The organism is Microcoleus sp. LAD1_D5 (assembly GCF_036702115.1).
GTDB lineage: Bacteria > Cyanobacteriota > Cyanobacteriia > Cyanobacteriales > Microcoleaceae > Microcoleus.
Genome location: NZ_JAUBSA010000019.1, coordinates 56,116 through 74,632 on the forward strand (window position 1 = coordinate 56,116; position 18,517 = coordinate 74,632).

Here is an 18,517-nt window from a genome sequence, read left to right on the forward strand (position 1 = left end):
GGTGGGCGGGACGCCCGCCTCGAATATTCAATTTCCATGCGCGATAGCTTAGTCACCTATAAATATCTTAAGACTGATGGGCGGGTGCGTCGAAACCAAGGTTTTTCACAGCCATACTTCGTTAGAGTGACAAGAGTAAAACACCCCGTTTCTTCGCCTCGCGGTACGTCCAGGTGTGTATCTCTGCTAAAACCCTTTGAATGTGGTAGCAGAATGTCCACAAACTTGCGTTATCTTCCTGAGACTTTTAATCCTAAAGTCCAGCAAAAAACTGGCCTGAACGCATCAACCGAATTTTATGAAAATAATTGCTCGCAGCCCTTGAACCAAGTTAAAAAACCCGGTTGCTTTTGTCGGGAGTGCCTAAGTGATGATTGTTTTTCGGCAGACTTAATGTGGACAGCAAATAAGGGGATTTGTTTGGTAAATTAAATATAATTAAAAGAGAGTTAATTTTAGTTGCTAACTTAAGACGGGCAACTAATAAGTTGAAAGTAGAGAAGGTGCGTTATTTAATGGGCTAATATCTAAAATTACTCTGGTTGTTGCTGAGGTTGAAAAAATTTAATAAACAATTATGGTCGAAAAATAATCGCTAAACTTATTAAATAATCAATCTGCTAGCAGTAAAAAAAATCACACTGGTCAGAAAAAATGATATTAGATAAAGAAAATATTCACATTTTAATTATTGACGATCAGCCACAAAACCTGCGGTTTATATCAAACATCTTGACGAAAGAAGGGTATAAAGTTCAGCGGGCGATTTCGGGAGAAATGGTGGTCAATGCTAATTTTACCGTTCTCCCTGACTTAATTTTGCTGGATATTGCCATGCCCAAAATGAACGGCTATGAAGTGTGCACCCAACTGAAATCTAATAAAAAAACTAGGGAGATTCCGGTTATTTTTTTGAGCGTTTTTAATGAAACTTTTTACAAAGTCAAAGCTTTTGAAGTCGGCGGTGTTGACTACATTACTAAGCCTTTTCAAGTGGAAGAAATTTTAGTGCGGCTCGAAAGTCAATTGACTATACAACAGCTATCAAAACAATTAAAACAGCAGAATGCCCAACTGCAACAAGAGATAGAATTTCGCAAGCGGACAGAACAATCACTCCGGGAAAGCAAAGCACGGTTGCAGAAATTGGCAGTCAATATACCGGGAGTTCTTTATCAATTTATAAAGAAGCCCGATGGAAGTTTCAAGTTTGAATATATTAGTTATGCTTGTCGGGAGATTTACGAATTAGAGAGTGAGGAAATATTAAAAAATCCCGACTTTTGCTTCGATCAAAATCATCCAGATGACCAAGAATATCTAGTCAAAAAAATTGCTGCTAGCGCCCAAACTTTAGAACCTTTTGCCTTTGAATGGCGGATTATTACACCGTCGGGTAAACTCAAATGGCTGCAATCTAATTCTCGGCCAGAAATGCGCGAGAATGGCGATATTGTTTGGTATGGCGTACTTTTTGATATCAGCGAGCGCAAGCACGCAGAAATAGAAATGGCTGGAGCTAAAGCTGCTTTAGAACGGCAAGTTCAGCGAGAATTGCTGATTGCAAAAATAACTAAAGAAATTCGCTCAAGCTTGCAGCCAGAACAAATATTTCAAATAGCTGCAACTCAAATCGGTCTGGCATTCTGCGCCAATCGCTGTTTGATTCATACTTACGTTACTACCCCCCAGGTCGATATTCCTCTGGCGGCCGAGTATCTAGAACCCGAGTGCGAATCTATTTGGGACATACCCATTCCAATTTGGGGCAATCCTCACGTCGTACAAATGATGATACAAGATCAGGCGATCGCCTCCAACAATGTTTATTCAGACCCTCTGTTGCAAGCTGTTCAACCGATTTGCCAGAAGGTTGGGTTAAAATCGATGCTGGCAATTCGCACTTCCTACCAAGGCAGGGCAAACGGTGCTATCTGTTTGCACCAGTGCGATCGTTACCGGGAATGGACTTCCGATGAAATTGACTTGTTAGAAGCTGTGGCGGCTCAAGTAGGGCTCGCTATCGCTCAAGCTAAACTGATCGAACGAGAAAAAAACCGAATTCAGCAGCTCGATCGGCAAAATAAAGTGCTGCAAGCAGAAATTCGCACCCGCATCTGCGCCGAGCAAGCTCTGCAAGAATCGGAAACAGAATTGCGGGCGATTTTTGCCGCCATGACTGACACAGTTTTAGTGAGAAATGCAGAAGGGCGCTGTATCAAAATCGCTCCGACAGCATCAACGAATTTGGTGAAACCTCCAAGCGAAATGATTAACAAAACCGCTCACGAAGTCTTGCCGGAACCTGTGGCCGATTTGGTATTAAATGCCATCCAACAAGTTATAAAAACGAAGCAAAGCATCAATGTTGAATATAGCTTTCAAGTCGGAGAGCGCGAAGTTTGCCTCGACGCTAAAGTTTCTCCGCTTACTCCAGATTCAGTGATTATCGTGGCGCGAGATATTAGTGTTCGCAAACAAACAGAATCCGCACTCAGAGAAAGCCAGCACTTCATTCAAGCGATCGCCGATTCCAATCCCAACCTATTGTACGTTTACGATGTAATTGAGCAACGGAATGTTTATACCAACCGACAAATTTTGACTATGCTCGGATACACCGCCCAAGAAATACAAGATATGGGTACAGCAATGATGCCCAAATTGCTCAACCCCGACGATTTGCCAGAGTTTTTGGAAAGCGTCAAAAAAGTGGAGCAAGCCAAAGACGGCGATGTCATTGAATGTCAATACCGAATGAAACACAAAAACGGTGAATGGCGGTGGATGCACAGTTGGGATACAGTATTTCTCAGAACAAATGATGGTAACCCCAAACAAATTCTCGGCACTGCTAATGACATCACAGACCGCAAATTATCCGAAGAAAAACTGCTAGCATCGCAACAAAGAATCTCATTTTTATTGCAGCAAACGCCGATCGCAGTTATCGAGTTAAACCTCAATTTAGAAATTATCACTTGGAATCCCGCAGCCGTTGCTATTTTTGGCTACAGTGAGCAAGAAGCGATTGGTCGAGTCGCCTCCGATTTGATCGTACCTGAAAGCTACCACCAGCAAGTATCTGAGATTTTCAATCATGACTTGAATGCCAAATCCAGCGGCACTACCGAAAATCTGACTAAAGACGGCAGAATTATCATCTGCGAGTGGTACAATACTCAGCTAATTGACGATAACGGTACAGCGATCGGCATTGCTTTAATGGCTGTAGATATTACCGAACGCAAGCAAGCAGAAACCGAACTGCAAGAAAGTGCTTTACGACAAAGAGCGATCGCCCGCGTCATTGAAAGAATGCGGCAGACTTTAGATATCCGAGAAATTTTTTACGCCACAACCCGAGAATTGCGCCAAACCATGAAGTGCGATCGAGTCGCTATTTACCGTTTCAATCCAGACTGGAGTGGCGAATTTGTAGCCGAATCCCTTGACCGCAAGTGGGTTTCTTTCATCCAAGCACAGGAGAGCGATTCTCACCTTACGGAAGGTGCTTTAGACAGCGAACGTTGCGTTGTCAAAAGATTAGATAGCACCTCACAAGAAGTACGCGATACCTATTTGCAAGAAACCCAAGGTGGAGCCTTCAGCCGAGGTAAAACTTACCTTTGTGTCCCAGATATTTACAAGCAACGTTTCGATAATTGTTACATCAAATTGCTAGAAAATTTTCAAGCTAAATCCTACATTATTGTACCAATTTTTTCCGGAAAAAAGCTCTGGGGATTACTAGCATCGTATCAAAATTCTGCTCCCCGCCAGTGGAGTGAAGCTGAAATCAACGTTGCAGTTGATGTAGGTACTCAGCTAGGAGTAGCATTACAGCAAGCGGAATTACTCGCCCGCACTCAAAGGCAGTCCATGGAACTGATTAAATCCAAAGAAAACGCCGAAGTTGCCAACCGCGCCAAAAGCCAATTTCTCGCTTCCATGAGCCACGAACTCCGCACGCCTCTCAACGCCATTCTGGGTTTTTCCCAAGTCATGGCCCGCAACAGTTATATCACGGAAGAACAAAAAGAATACATAGAAATTATTAACCGCAGCGGCGAACATTTGCTGGAACTCATCAATGATGTTTTGTCAATGTCCAAAATAGAAGCAGGTCAAATTAACATCAATCCAAGCCGCTTCAATCTCTACAACCTTCTCAACAGTCTCAAAGAAATGCTGCAACTAAAAGCAAACTCAAAAGGTTTGCAACTAATCTTTGAAAAGGCCGAGGAGTTGCCGCACTACATTCAAACAGACGCAGCTAAATTGCGGCAAGTTTTAATTAACCTGGTCGGTAATGCGATTAAATTTACTCAGCACGGAACCGTTACTTTGCGCGTCAGCAGCCAAGCTGAAAAAGACGCCCCAGAAGAAAACAAATCCCAATTGTATTTTGAAATTGCCGACACGGGTCCCGGCATTTCTCCCTCGGAACTCTCGACATTATTCAAGCCCTTCGTACAAACCGAAACGGGTCGAAAATCCATGCAGGGAACGGGTCTTGGATTGCCGATTAGCCAACAGTTTGTCAGGATTATGGGAGGTGATATTTTTGTTGAAAGTCAACTCGACCAAGGCACAATTTTCAGGTTTAATATTTGGGTTAACTTAGTAACAGAAAGTGATGAACAAGAAAAACCGCCGATCAAACAAGTTATCGCTTTAGAAGCCGGACAAGACACTTATCGGATATTAATAGTTGAAGATGTAGTGGAAAATCGCCAACTGCTGCTTAAGCTGCTGGTTCCCCTGGGATTTGAAGTCCGGGAAGCAACTAACGGTCAAGAAGCAATTGCTTTGCATTCAACTTGGAAGCCGCACTTGATATTAATGGATATGCTAATGCCCGTGATGGATGGGTATGAAGCGACAAGACAGATTAAGAAAACTCTAGAAGGTAAAGAAACAATAATTATTGCCCTGACTGCCAGTGCTTTTGACGAGCAGCGGCAGATAATTTTGTCTGCGGGTTGTAACGATTTGATCTGTAAACCGTTTCGGGAAGAGGTACTCTTTGACAAGATAGCGCATCACCTCAACCTGCGTTATATTTATGAAAAAGAGAACTTATCTACTTCTTTTTCAACACCGACGCTGCTTAAAAGTTTGACCACGGAGGATTTGAGTGTAATGCCCACAGACTGGGTGGTCGAGTTGCACCGAGCAGCACTTTGCGTTGACGACAACCGCATCCTCGAACTCATCGAGCAAATTCCCGAAACTAAGGCAAATCTCGCTAACGCTTTAACAGATTTAGTCGATAATTTTCGGATAGATATCATTATCGATTTAACTCAATTATATTATGATGAACGACCATCCATTACCAGCGACTCCTAAAGACATTCTGATCGTTGACGATATGCCGGACAACTTGCGACTTTTATCGACTATGCTGACATCGTACGGGTATCATGTCAGGAAGGCTATTAACGGACACTTGGCTCTGCAAGGGGCGCAAATATCTCCTCCCGATCTAATTTTACTAGATATTAATATGCCGCAAATGAACGGGTATGAAGTTTGTGAGAAGTTAAAGCTAAGCCAACAAACTAAAGATATTCCGGTAATTTTTATTAGTGCGCTAGATGACGTTATGGAAAAAGTTAAAGCTTTTCAAGTAGGAGGAGTAGATTATATTACTAAACCGTTTCAAGTAGAAGAAGTTTTAGCCCGCGTTCAAAACCAACTTTCCCTTCGTTTGCTGCAATCCAAACTGCAACAGCAAGCTAGGGAACTGCACGATCGCAATTCTAGATTGCAGGAAGAAATCGCAGAACGGCAGCGGGCTGAAGAATCAATTCGGTTTTTGCTGGCAACTACGCGGGCGATCGGCGAAGCTGTAGACTTTCACTCAGCTTTAGAAGTAATTCTGCACCAAGTTGGCGAAACAATCGGATGGGATGTAGGAGAAGCTTGGATTCCCGATGCAGAAAGAACTGTTCTAGAATCAGCCAGGGGCTGGTATGCGAGCAACCCCAGCATGGAATCGTTCCGCACCCAAAGCCAACAACTGACATTTGCCCGGAATATAGGGCTACCGGGACGAGTTTGGGCATCCAAGCAACCGGAATGGGTAGAAGATATTTCCAAGGGCTACCCGCATTTTCTCCGAAGTCAAATAGCACTAGAACTAGGATTCAAAGCTGGTTTTGGCGTGCCGATTTTGGTAGGGGATGAAGTATTGGCAGTGCTAGTTTTCTTTAAAATTTCGTCTGGTGGGAAAGACGCACGATTTATAGACGTTTTTAATGCGGTAGGCACTCAATTAGGTTCTTTGATTCAGCGCAAACAAGCAGAAGAATTGCTGCGTATTGCTCAAGAAAAATATCACAGCATTGTAGAAAATGCGATGGAAGGCATTTTTCAAAGCACGCCTTCAGGAGGCTATCTCAGCGCTAATCCAGCTTTGGCAAAATTGTACGGTTACGACTCGCCAGAAGAACTGATGTCCGAGATTAAAAATATTGCTCAGCAACTGTACGTTGACCCGGAACGTCGCCTCGAATTCGTGGCTGCTATGGATGCTGACAATGCCGTTTCGGGGTTTGAATCTATGGTATGCCGCAAAGACGGGCGCCGGATTTGGGTGTCAGAAAATGTCCGGGCTGTTCGAGATGCAAAAGGTGACCTGATCTACTATGAGGGTACTGTTTCTGACATTACAGAGCGCAAATTAGCGCAAGAAGCGCTCAAAGTTCAACAAGAACAAAGCGAGAAGTTGCTGTTAAATATTTTACCCAAACCAATCGCAGAACGCTTGAAGGCGGAGCAAAGTACGATCGCCGACAGTTTTGCCCAAGTAAGTGTTTTATTTGCTGATATTGTTGGCTTTACTGAGTTGTCTGCTAGAATGTCTCCCACCGAGTTGGTAAAGCGCTTGAACGTGATTTTTTCGCACTTCGACCAGTTAGCTGAAAAGTACGGTGTGGAGAAAATTAAGACTATTGGCGATGCTTACATGGTAGTCGGGGGATTGCCTACGCCGAGACATGACCACGCCGAGGCGATCGCCCAAATGGCCCTGGGAATGCAGGCAAAAATAGCAAAGTTGTGCGCCGACACAGGGGAAAAACTGGCAATTCGCGTTGGCATCAATTCCGGGCCGGTGGTTGCGGGAGTAATTGGTGTGAGCAAGTTCACGTATGATTTGTGGGGAGATACGGTGAATGTAGCGGCGAGGATGGAAGCTACGGGTTTTGCAGGCAGAATTCAAGTTACTGATGTTACTTATGAGCTTTTGAAAGATAAGTATTTGTTTGAGAGGCGAGGCGTAATTCCGGTAAAAGGTAAGGGGAATATGATGACTTATTGGTTGCTAGGAAAAAAGTAAAAATGGGAATTGGGCATGGGGAATTGGGCATTGGGTATTACAACCAATAACCAATAACCAATAACCAATAACCAATAACCAATAATTCATGACTACTGACTACTGACTACTGACTTCTGCTATGATGAAAGTAGTTAACGAAACTTTACATAATAGCCGTGACTGCACAACAATTAGTATCTGCAACGAGTTTTGAAAAGCTAATTTGGACTTGGAAAGGTCACAAAATCCAATATACCGTCCAAGGAACCGGCCGCCCTCTGATCTTGATTCACGGATTTGGGGCTTCGATCGGACATTGGCGGCAAAATATCCCCGCACTAGCGGCCGGCGGCTATCGCGTATTTGCTTTGGACTTGCTGGGATTCGGTGCTTCCGCCAAACCAGCCCTAGATTACACTCTGGAATTGTGGGAAGAATTGCTGACTGATTTCTGGGCGGATCTGGTACAGGAACCGGCGGTATTTGTCGGGAATTCGATCGGCGCTTTGCTGAGTTTGATGGTAGTCGCCAACCATCCAGAAATATCAGCAGGTGCAGTCTTAATCAACTGTGCCGGCGGGCTCAACCACCGGCCGGACGAACTGAATTTCCCGCTGCGAGTAGTGATGGGGACTTTTACTAAATTAGTTCGATCGCCCCTGATCGGCCCCTTTATGTTCAACAACATCCGCCAAAAACACCGCATCCGCAACACCCTGCGCCAAGTCTACGGGAACCGCGAAGCCATCACTGACGAACTCGTAGAACTCCTGCACGCCCCCTCCTGCGAGCCAGGAGCTCAACAAGTGTTTGCCTCGATTCTCACAGCCCCTCCAGGCCCTCAACCGTCAGAATTGCTGCCCAAAGTCGATCGTCCGTTATTGGTACTTTGGGGCGCAGACGACCCCTGGACACCCATCGCCGGCAGCCAGATTTATCAACAATTGGCCGCCAACGATAAACCAGTGAAATTTGTTTCAATTCCCAACACAGGCCACTGTCCTCACGACGAGCGGCCGAGTGAAGTCAACGCTCTGATTTTGGACTGGCTGCTGGAATTGAACTAAAATTTTTCTGCTCAATCCAATCGCGGGCGATCGGCCAAAACCCTTGCATTGCAGAAGTTTTGCCTCGCTCCACCGCACCGACACCCCGGCAGCAGCCGACTCAAAAAACAATTTTTGGAAAAAGTATTGACACAATTTACTGAGTCAGCTATATTGATGGACGTGTGAGGAGCGAACCAGAAAAAGCACCGAGACGAAACACGGCCAGTCGTCGGTGCTTTTTCTGTGGGAACCCATTTTTAAGAGTTTTAAATTATCTATAAATTCACATCCAGAATATCTGTAAGCCCGCCCCGCCTTCTTCATTTCTTCCTACCCTTCGGGAACGGCTTCGCCGAACGCGTTCTTAGCGTCTTCGCGGTTCGTTAAATAAATATTCGGATGTTGCAAAAAAAGTAATTGACTGCACTTGATCTCAAAAAATCAGAAAGTGTGGATTTTTTTCTATCATCAAAATTTGATTGCATAGAACTCAAAACTAGAGAGTTATATAATAATAAATTGTCGCTAGGTCGGGGCGGGTTGATATACATTTTTTCCAAATGTCGCTAAACCCGCCCCTGCGGTATTAGTGCTACAAATATCAACGATCGCCCAAAACAAATTGTTCGATCGCAGCCGCCACCCCATCTTCCTCCACATCCGGCGCTACCCAATCAGCAGCAGCCTTCACCCCATCAGGAGCATTGCCCATTGCCACGCCCACACCCGCGTAGGCAATCATTTCTACATCATTAAAATTGTCGCCGATCGCCATCACATTCGCTGCCTGCAAACCCAAAAGTTCCTCCGCTAAATACTGCACCGCATCTCCCTTATTCGCCAAAGGATGCGTAGCTTCAAAAAAAGTAGCAACGGATCGAGTCAAATAAAGCTCCGCAGGCGTGTAGCGCTGCCGCATACTGCTGAGCAAGCCGTCGAGTACCCCCGGATTCTCGCACAATGCCAAAACTTTCGTCGGTTCCCCCGGAAGATCTCGCCGCAAATCTTTAATCACCATTGGTTCAATGCCCGATCTTTCGGCATAAATTCGGGTAGCTGCGGTAATTTCCGGCACGTAAAGTTGGTCGTCAATGTAGAAATGGATCGAAAGCAGCGGTCGCAAATGCGGTTCTTCAAAATAATCTAACAGTTGCAGAGCAGTTTGTTTCGACAGCGGCAAGTGCCGCAGCCGCTTTTGAGTAGCGTGATCTTGAATCCACGCGCCCTGGTAGCAAATCAGTGGCAATGTTGAGCCGATGTCGCGGTGAAAACGCAAAGCTGATCGGTACATCCTGCCCGTAGCGACGGCCACTTTCACTCCCCGCGACTCGGCAGCCAAAATTGCCTGCTTGACTGGTTCTCGGATGTCATTTGACAAACCTGCGATCGTGCCGTCTATATCCACTACCAGCAATTGAATGTCTGCGGTGTCAAAAGGGCGATCGGTCGCCTTAGCTGGATTTGAGGCAGTTATATTCTGCATGATTGTTTTTAGATTTTAGCTGTTGAGTTGCACGCACCAGTTTATTTTGGCACTAGCGCGATAGCAAAAGGCAACTTCTGATTTTTTGAAGACTAAAATATAGATAAGTAAATAAGCGACAAAAAAGGATATAGCAGAACTCTTTAGGGAGGGTTTTAGCTCAGCTATATAATAGTAGCCAGTTTACTGCCGTAAAAACCGCACTCGCTCGGTGATGTGTATTTCCACTTGCTTAATAATACTTGTGGCAAAAAAAATGCAACTGTAGGTCATATCCAAAGCCTTATGTGATAAATCATTACAATAATCTAACATTTAAAATTGTCTAATCGGCTATTTCAAATTACCCCCAAATATCATGCTTTCTATCCCTGGATACCACATTGACGAAGAACTTTATACAAACCCTCACACAGTTATTTATCGAGGGATGCAGCTTGAGGAAGAAAAACCCGTTATCCTCAAAACTCTCACGCCGCCATACCCTACCCCAGCGCAAATATCCCAACTTCTGCACGAATCCGAAATTCTTAAAAATTTGAGTTTGCCCGGAATAGTCAAGCTTTACAAAATAGAAACATACAATCACTTTCCTGTTTTAGTTTTAGAAGATTTTGGTGGCATTTCCCTAAAAGAATTTCTCAGCAACAACCAGCTAGAGTTACAACAATTTCTGCATATTGCCATCAAACTAGCAGAAACTCTTGGGCAACTCCACGAACACCACATCATCCATAAGGATATTAAACCCAGCAATATTATTGTCAATATCGAGACAGGAGATGTCAAGATTGCTGATTTTGCGATCGCCTCCCTGCTACCGGGCGAAAACCCCACCCCCAGCCATCCCCATTTACTCGAAGGCACTCTCGCCTATATGTCTCCTGAACAAACGGGGCGCATGAATCGGGCGATCGACTACCGCACCGATTTTTATTCTTTAGGCGTCACCTTTTATGAGATGCTTTGTGGCGAATTGCCTTTTCAGGCGATCGATCCTATGGAATTAGTACACTGCCATATTGCCAAAACGCCAGTTTCTCCTTGGGAAAACAGAAAGCAAAAAGTAGAAAGCAGAAGCATCGAAGGCAGAATCAATCAAGTAGGAACCAAGGAGATTCCTCAAGTCGTTTCCGATATCGTCATAAAACTCTTAGCAAAAACAGCCGAAGACAGGTATCAAAGTGCTTTCGGACTTTTGTACGACTTGGAAAATTGTCTCGATCAACTGCAAACTACAGGCGAAATTTTCCACATAACCCTCGGCGAGCAAGATCAGTCAAGTCACCTGCAAATTTCCCAAAAATTTTACGGGCGAGAAGTAGAAGTTAATATGCTTCTGAGTATCTTCCAGCGGATGAGGCGGGGCAATACAGAAATCGTGCTGATTTCGGGTTCTGCAGGTGTGGGCAAATCTTCGTTAGTATATGAAGTTTACAAGCCGAGTCGGCGGGAAAACGGGTATTTTATTGACAGCAAATTTGAGCAATTTAAGCGCGATATTCCCTACGCTTTTTTGCTCCAAGCTTTTCAAGATTTGTTGAGGCAAATTTTCACAGAAAATGCCGCAGAAATCCATGTTTGGAAAGAAAAATTTTTAAAAGCAATCGGCGGCAACTGCCAAGTAATTATTGAAGCTATTCCCGAAGTAGAACTGATTGTCGGGCCGCAGCCCCCCGTCCCAGATTTAGGAGCCAATGAATCTCAAAATCGCTTTAATTTAGTATTTCAAAACTTCATCCGCGTCTTTGCTCAAAAAGAACACCCCCTAGTAATTTTCCTCGACGACTTGCAGTGGGTCGATTCAGCATCTCTTAAGTTAATAGAACTGCTAGCCACTGACCTGGGAACTCAATATTTATTAATAATTGGAGCTTATAGAGAGCAGGAAGTAGATGCAAATCATCCCCTAATGCTGACCGCCGAAGCAATTAAAAAAGCAGGCGGCACTGTGAGGGCGATCGCCCTTTCGCCTTTAGATATAAGCAGCGTCAACCAATTTGTGGCCGATACTTTGAACTGCGCCCCAGAAAAATCCCTAAGTTTAGCAGAATTGCTTTGGCAAAAAACTGCGGGAAATCCCTTCTTTTTAACTCAATTAATAAAATTTCTTTACTCAAAAAGTTTGATTAAATTTAAACTTTCACCCTCGAATAATTTGGTCGAGCTAGCTGAACCTAACCTGTCGGGCTTAGCGCAACCAATCTCAGAGCAAATTGTGAAAAAATGCCATCTCACAGGCGAGTGGCAGTGGGATATCGAACAAATACAAGAAATGGGAATAACTGACAATGTTGTAGAATTAATGATAGATAACATTCAGAAACTTTCAAAGAAGACCCAGGAACTGCTTAAATTAGCCGCTTGTATCGGGAACAAATTTGATTTAGAAACTATCTCGACAATCGCCGAAAAACCTCTGGCGTCCGCAGCGACAGACCTCGGAGAGGCACTTCAGTCCGGTCTGATTTTGCTCGTGAATAACGCCTACCAAATTCCGATCGCACTAGCAGCAAGCACAGAAGTAACAGACACAATATCTAGAGACTTTACCGATAAATTTTCCCTACCAGTGGCTGATGTTTCGATCGCCACTTACAAATTTTTGCATGAGCGAGTGCAGCAAGCAGCTTATGCTTTAATATCCGATTATCAAAAACAAAAAATCCATCTCAAAATAGGCAACTTTTTACTGCATAATTCACCGCCAGACCAATTAGAAGAGCATATTTTTGATACCGTAAACCAACTAAATTTAGCGAAAGAAATCATCCGCAGCCAATTAGAACAATTTCAATTATGCCAATTAAATTTAATTGCAGGTCGCAAAGCAAAAGCAAGTGCAGCTTACGAACTTGCCCTCAAATATTTAACCGCAGGTATTGAACTGCTTCCCCCCGAAAGTTGGCAAACTGACTACGACGTGACTCTGGCACTCTACGAGTCAGCAGCAGAAGCTGCTTACCTCAATACCGACTTTGAAGCAATGGAAAAATGGGCGATAATTGTCCTGCAACACGCAAAAAATGAACTAGACAAAATCAAAGTGTTTGAAATCCGAATCATAGCTTGTGCGATGCAAACAAAACTCCAAGAATCGGTTAAAATTGGTCGGGAAGCACTAAAAATGTTAGGAATTAACTTTCCAGAATCCCCTATTCCCCTCCACATTCAGCAAGCACTCGCTAAAACGGCAGCTTATTTAAGCGAAAAAGAAATAGAAGATTTAATTAACTTGCCCATGATGACAAACCCGCACAAATTAGCAACTATGCGCGTGCTTTCCAGTATGTTTTCAGCTACATTTATAGTTGAACCTGTGCTGCTGCCCCTGATTGTGTGCGAGCAAGTTAATTTATCTATTAATTACGGAAACTCCACTTTTTCTGCCTTCGGTTATGCTAATTATGGAGCAATTTTAAAAGGAATAGTTAGAGATATTGAATCGGGCGATCGCTTTGGTCAATTAGCTTTAAATTTGAGCGATAGATTAAATGCGTTAGAATTCAAAAGCAAAACGCTTAATTTAGTAGCATTCATTTTGATGAACGGCAAGCATCACGTTAAAGACTCTTTGCCGCTATTAGAGGAGGCCTATCAAAGCGCGTTAGAAAATGGAGATTTAGAATGTGTCGGATATTCAACCGTAAATATTTGTCAGTCTTTGTATTTCATCGGTCAAGAATTGCCCCAACTGGAACGGAGAATGGTAAGTTACAACCATTTGCTGTTTCAACTCAAGCAAGAAACTGTATTGACTTGGAATCAAATATATCGGCAAACTATTTTGCAATTGATGGGAAAATTAGAAAGTCCACACATTGTATTAGGTGAAGCATACAGCGAAGAAAAATTGTTGTCGCTGCTGTTGAAAGCTAACGATCGGGTGGGACTACAGCACTTTTATTTGCAAAAATTAATACTAGCCTATTTATTTGGAGATATCCCTACCGCGCTAGAAAATGCAGCGCAAGCCGAAGTATATTTAGACGGAGTTGCAGGCTTTATTAATGTTTCCGACTACCAGTTTTACGATTCTCTAGCCCGCCTAGCAGCCTATCCCTCTGCCACAGACGAGGAACAAGAAGAGCATATTTTTTACGCTGTCAGTAACCGGAAAAAACTGCAACAAAAAGCGCTTTCTGCACCCATGAATCTTCAGCACAAATGCGACTTACTTACGGCAGAAAAAGCGCGCGTTTTGGGCGATGTTGTGAGAGCAATGGAATATTACGATCGCGCAATTGAAGGAGCACAAGAAAACGGATACATACAAATACAAGCACTAGCAGCAGAATTGGCAGGAGCATTTTATATATCCATAGGACGAGAAAAAAATTCTAAAACTTACTTGACAGAAGCGCGTTATTGCTATCAGCGCTGGGGAGCAACAGCCAAAGCAGCGCATTTAGAATCCAAATACTCGCACTTGCTAACTTCTGGATCGATTTCAACTAATATTGAAACTCACAAATCTACCAGCAGCGCTTCTTCCACTACGAAGGACAGTGCAGGCGTGCTAGACTTGACCACAGCAGTTAAAGCATCGCAAACCTTAGCCGGCGAAATAGTTCTAGACAAACTGCTGGCAAAAATGATGAAAATTGTTATTGAAAATGCCGGGGGGCAAAGAGGCTTTTTAATACTGGAGAAAGAGGGTCAATGGGTGATTGAAGCATCAGGATCTGTAGATGTCGATCGCGTTGCTGTCATGCAATCAATTCCGATAGATTTTGTAGCGGATGATCAAGAAGTAACGTTGCTGGCAGTTGCAGTTGTGAATTACGTCGCCCGCACCCAGGAAAGTATCGTTTTAAACGATGCCAGCCGCGAAGGGCAATTTACTCGCACACCCTATATAATTGCTGTTCAACCTAAATCAATTCTTTGCACTCCGTTAATTAATCAAGGCCAACTCACTGGCATTCTATATTTAGAAAACAATCTGACTACAGGCGCTTTTACACAAGATAGGTTAGAAATATTAAAACTGCTGTCTTCTCAAATTTCTATCTCCATCGAAAACGCCCAACTTTACGCCAACTTGCACCAATTCAATCAGAATCTAGAAAATTTAGTGCAGCAGCGTACCTCGGAGCTCTCCCAAACTTTAGAAGATTTAAAATCGGCTCAAAATAAACTGGTAGAATCGGAAAAAATGGCTGCCCTCGGAGGGTTGGTTGCAGGTGTTGCCCACGAAATCAATACTCCCATCGGCATCGGCATCACCGCCGCCTCCCTGCTTGCTGAAAAAGCCACAAAGTTTTTTGGGGTTTACAGTAACGGCCAAATAAAACGTTCCGAGTTAGAAAAGTTTCTGGATACCGCCATCCAAAGCAGTAATATGATCTTATCTAACCTCACGCGGGCAGCAGACTTGATTCACAGTTTTAAAGAAGTAGCTGTGGATCAGTCGAGCGAGTTAAAACGCACGTTTAATGTTAAAAACTATCTAGAGGAAATTTTGACATCCTTAACAGCAAAACTAAAAAGAACTAAGCACAAAATAGAGATTAAGTGTGATGAAAATATTGTAGTGGACAGTTACCCCGGCGTAGTGTGTCAAATTGTGACAAATCTGGTGTTGAATTCCCTAATTCACGCCTACGATGGAGAAGACGAAGGAGTTCTGGCTTTTGATTTCAAACTAGAGGGCGATCGGCTAATATTTGAATATGCCGATAACGGCAAAGGAATTGACCCAGAAAATCTCACTAAAATTTTTGAACCGTTTTTTACCACCAAAAGAGGTCAGGGCGGCACAGGATTGGGACTGCACATTATTTATAACCTTGTCACTCAAAAACTAAAAGGCACAATTAGCTGCACAAGTCAAGTAAATAAAGGCACAAGATTTATGATTGAATTTCCCGCTAAAATGAGCAATTAGTTATTAGACCGCCAACATGGATATAAGTTTTATATAGGAGAACGATATATGTCAGATGCTAGTAAAAATCTGTTGGCTGCAGGCGATGACGAATTAATCGCGGCGGGGGACGATGAATTAATATTTGTCGAGGAAGATGAGGCGGAACAAAAACCGCTAGAGGAAAGTTGGAAAATATTAATTGTGGATGATGAAATAGAAATTCACAATATTACTAAACTAGCGTTAAATGATTTTAAATTTGAAGGAAAAACTATAACATTTATCAGCGCTTACTCAGGAAAAGAAGCTAAAGAAATAATCCAAAATAATTACGACATAGCATTAATTTTACTTGATGTAGTTATGGAAACAGAAGAAGCAGGCTTGGAAGTAGTTAAATACATCCGCGATATTTTAAATAATCAAGTAGTGCGGATTATTTTACGCACTGGACAACCCGGACAAATACCTGAAGATGTAGTAATTGTCAGCTACGATATCAATGATTACAAAACCAAAACAGAACTTACTAACAAAAAATTATTTACCACAGTAGTCACCGCACTGAGAGCATTTAGATCACTCAATCAAATCGAGTCCAGCAAAAGCGAACTCGAAAAAATTGCCCTTGCATCAGCTCGTTTTGTACCCCGTGAATTTTTGAAGTTTCTCAAAAGAGAAAGCATCGTTGATGCCAGACTGGGAGACTCTGTACAAGCAGAAATGACGATTATGTTTGCCGACATTCGCTCATTTACAAGTCTGTCAGAAAGTATGTCTCCCCGAGAAAACTTTGAATTTCTTAACTCTTACTTAAGCCGAGTTGGCCCAGTTATCCGCCAGTACAACGGTTTTATAGATAAATATATTGGTGACGGGATTATGGCTTTGTTTCCTAACAGGGCTGAAGATGCTGTGCAAGCAGCAATTGAAATGCAGCATCAAGTGAAAATTTATAATAGACACAGGCAAAACAGTGGCTATCAACCTATTTCGATAGGGATCGGTTTGCATACGGGGACTTTAATGTTAGGTACGATTGGCGAAGCGGAACGAATGGAAAGTACGGTGATTTCTGATGCGGTTAATTTAGCTTCCCGCGTGGAAGGATTGACAAAGCTTTATGGAGTTGCTATTGTAGCTAGCGTCCAAACCCTTTGCCGGATAGACGATCCTCAACATTACAAGTGCCGATTTCTTGATCGCGTTCAAGTAAAAGGAAAACAAACACCTGTTGCTGTATTTGAAATTTACGATGGCGACTCGGCGACAATGATCGAACTAAAAGCACAAACTCAAACTTATTTTGAACAGGGAATTTTTTTTCACTACCAGCAGCAATTCGCGCAAGCAAGGCAAATGTTTCTGCGCGTCTTGCAAGTCAACAAGTATGATAAGGCAGCAGCTTTTTATGCAGAACGCTGCGAGATGTTGATGAAGAATGCAGTGATTATGACTCTGGAAGGTATTGAAATTTAGTTAATGGGTAATGGGTACTTGGTAATTGTAATTAGTAGTTTATATTTCTTCCCTCTTCCTTCTGCCTCCTCCCTTCTCCCCCATGCGTTTCAAATCCCTTGATGTTTTTCGCGGAATTGCGATCGCCTCGATGATTCTAGTCAACAACCCCGGTAGTTGGGAACAGGTGTATCCACCGCTAGAGCACGCAGAATGGCACGGCTGCACCCCGACAGACTTAGTATTTCCGTTTTTCTTGTTCATCGTTGGCTGCGCGATGTCTTTCTCGCTGCCTAAATATCTTCAAAATTATCCAAAAACCGGAATAGAAACGTCAAAAATTACACAAACAAAGGAAAAATCAGAATCTGCCACAAACCCTCTTCCTTCTTTCTTCTTCCTTCTCCCTTCTTCAAATATTTACTGGCGAATTGCGCGCCGCGCCGCGATTCTATTTATATTAGGATTGCTGCTAAATACATCTTCGATCGCCCTTGACGTACTTCTCAACAGCGCCCCAGTGGAAAACTTCGGTAAAATCCGCATCATGGGAGTATTGCAGCGCATCGGCTTAGCTTATTTCATCAGTGCGATCGCGATTCTCAACCTCTCTCCCCGCCATCAAAAACTGCTCGCTGTTGCCGTGCTTTTGGGCTATTGGGGCGCACTAACCGTATTTGCTGTAGGGGGGTACACTGCCGGCGAACTCACGCCAGAAGGAAATTTAGGAGGATATGTCGATCGGCTAATTCTCGGTAGCCAACACCTGTACAAAGGCCGCCCCTTCGATCCCGAAGGATTGTTGAGTACCTTACCCGCAGTTGTAACAGTCCTGATCGGCTACTTTACAGGAGAATGGCTGCGCGTGCAGCAAATCAAAACCCGCACCAGTATCAACTTAGCAATCTGCGGCCTCATTTGCGTAGTAATCGGCCACTTGTGGGGATTTTTCTTTCCGATCAACAAACAACTTTGGACAAGTTCTTATGTAGTTTTTACTGCTGGTTGGGCGTTGCTATTGCTAGCAGTTTGCTACGAAACAATTGAAGTGCGGGATTGGAAATGGGGGCGACCGTTTGAAATCATGGGATTGAATGCAATATTCCTGTTTGTTGCTTCCGGTATTGTCGCCAGAATTCTTCTAAAAACCCATATCGGTACTGGTGAAAATGCTCCAACAACTTACACTTGGATTTATGAAAACTGGTTTATGCCGTGGGCGGGGCCGCTGAATGGTTCCCTAGCATTTGCCGTGACTGCGGTCTTATTTTGGTGGTTAATTTTGTATGGAATGTACCGACGTGGTTGGGCGATAAAAATTTGAG

At 43.4% G+C, this 18,517-nt stretch carries 7 protein-coding genes; 6 read left to right on the top strand and 1 reads right to left on the bottom strand.

Annotated features, from left to right (window positions below; genetic code table 11):
* Window positions 1–654: 654 nt before the first annotated feature.
* The 3 genes from QUA70_RS11025 to QUA70_RS11035 all read left to right on the top strand — a co-directional run bounded on the left by QUA70_RS11025 (window position 655) and on the right by QUA70_RS11035 (window position 8,397).
* Window positions 655–5,355, top strand: coding sequence for a response regulator (locus tag QUA70_RS11025; RefSeq protein WP_333346966.1), 4,701 nt, complete (start codon window positions 655–657; stop codon window positions 5,353–5,355).
* Complete coding sequence (locus QUA70_RS11030) at window positions 5,321–7,348, top strand: adenylate/guanylate cyclase domain-containing protein (protein ID WP_333333177.1); 2,028 nt, start codon at window positions 5,321–5,323, stop codon at window positions 7,346–7,348. Before QUA70_RS11025 ends, QUA70_RS11030 begins: the two co-directional genes overlap by 35 nt.
* Before the next feature lie 158 nt (window positions 7,349–7,506).
* The gene (locus QUA70_RS11035) at window positions 7,507–8,397 is read left to right on the top strand and encodes an alpha/beta fold hydrolase (protein WP_333333175.1); all 891 of its coding nucleotides are present in this window, start codon (window positions 7,507–7,509) and stop codon (window positions 8,395–8,397) included.
* 583 nt (window positions 8,398–8,980) lie between these two features.
* Here the strand turns inward: QUA70_RS11035 and QUA70_RS11040 are convergent.
* Window positions 8,981–9,862, bottom strand: coding sequence for a Cof-type HAD-IIB family hydrolase (locus QUA70_RS11040; protein ID WP_333346963.1), 882 nt, complete (start codon window positions 9,860–9,862; stop codon window positions 8,981–8,983).
* A gap of 358 nt (window positions 9,863–10,220) precedes the next feature.
* On the opposite strand from QUA70_RS11040, the gene QUA70_RS11045 reads away from it, so the two are divergent.
* The 3 genes from QUA70_RS11045 to QUA70_RS11055 all read left to right on the top strand — a co-directional run bounded on the left by QUA70_RS11045 (window position 10,221) and on the right by QUA70_RS11055 (window position 18,516).
* Window positions 10,221–15,752, top strand: a complete 5,532-nt coding sequence (locus QUA70_RS11045; protein ID WP_333346960.1) for an ATP-binding sensor histidine kinase — start codon at window positions 10,221–10,223, stop codon at window positions 15,750–15,752.
* 48 nt (window positions 15,753–15,800) lie between these two features.
* Window positions 15,801–17,213 carry an adenylate/guanylate cyclase domain-containing protein gene (locus tag QUA70_RS11050; RefSeq protein ID WP_333346957.1) on the top strand — a complete coding sequence of 471 codons (1,413 nt, stop codon included), beginning with the start codon at window positions 15,801–15,803 and terminating at the stop codon, window positions 17,211–17,213.
* An 82-nt stretch (window positions 17,214–17,295) separates the two neighbouring features.
* Window positions 17,296–18,516 carry a heparan-alpha-glucosaminide N-acetyltransferase domain-containing protein gene (locus tag QUA70_RS11055; protein WP_333346955.1) on the top strand — a complete coding sequence of 407 codons (1,221 nt, stop codon included), beginning with the start codon at window positions 17,296–17,298 and terminating at the stop codon, window positions 18,514–18,516.
* Window position 18,517 lies beyond the last annotated feature (1 nt).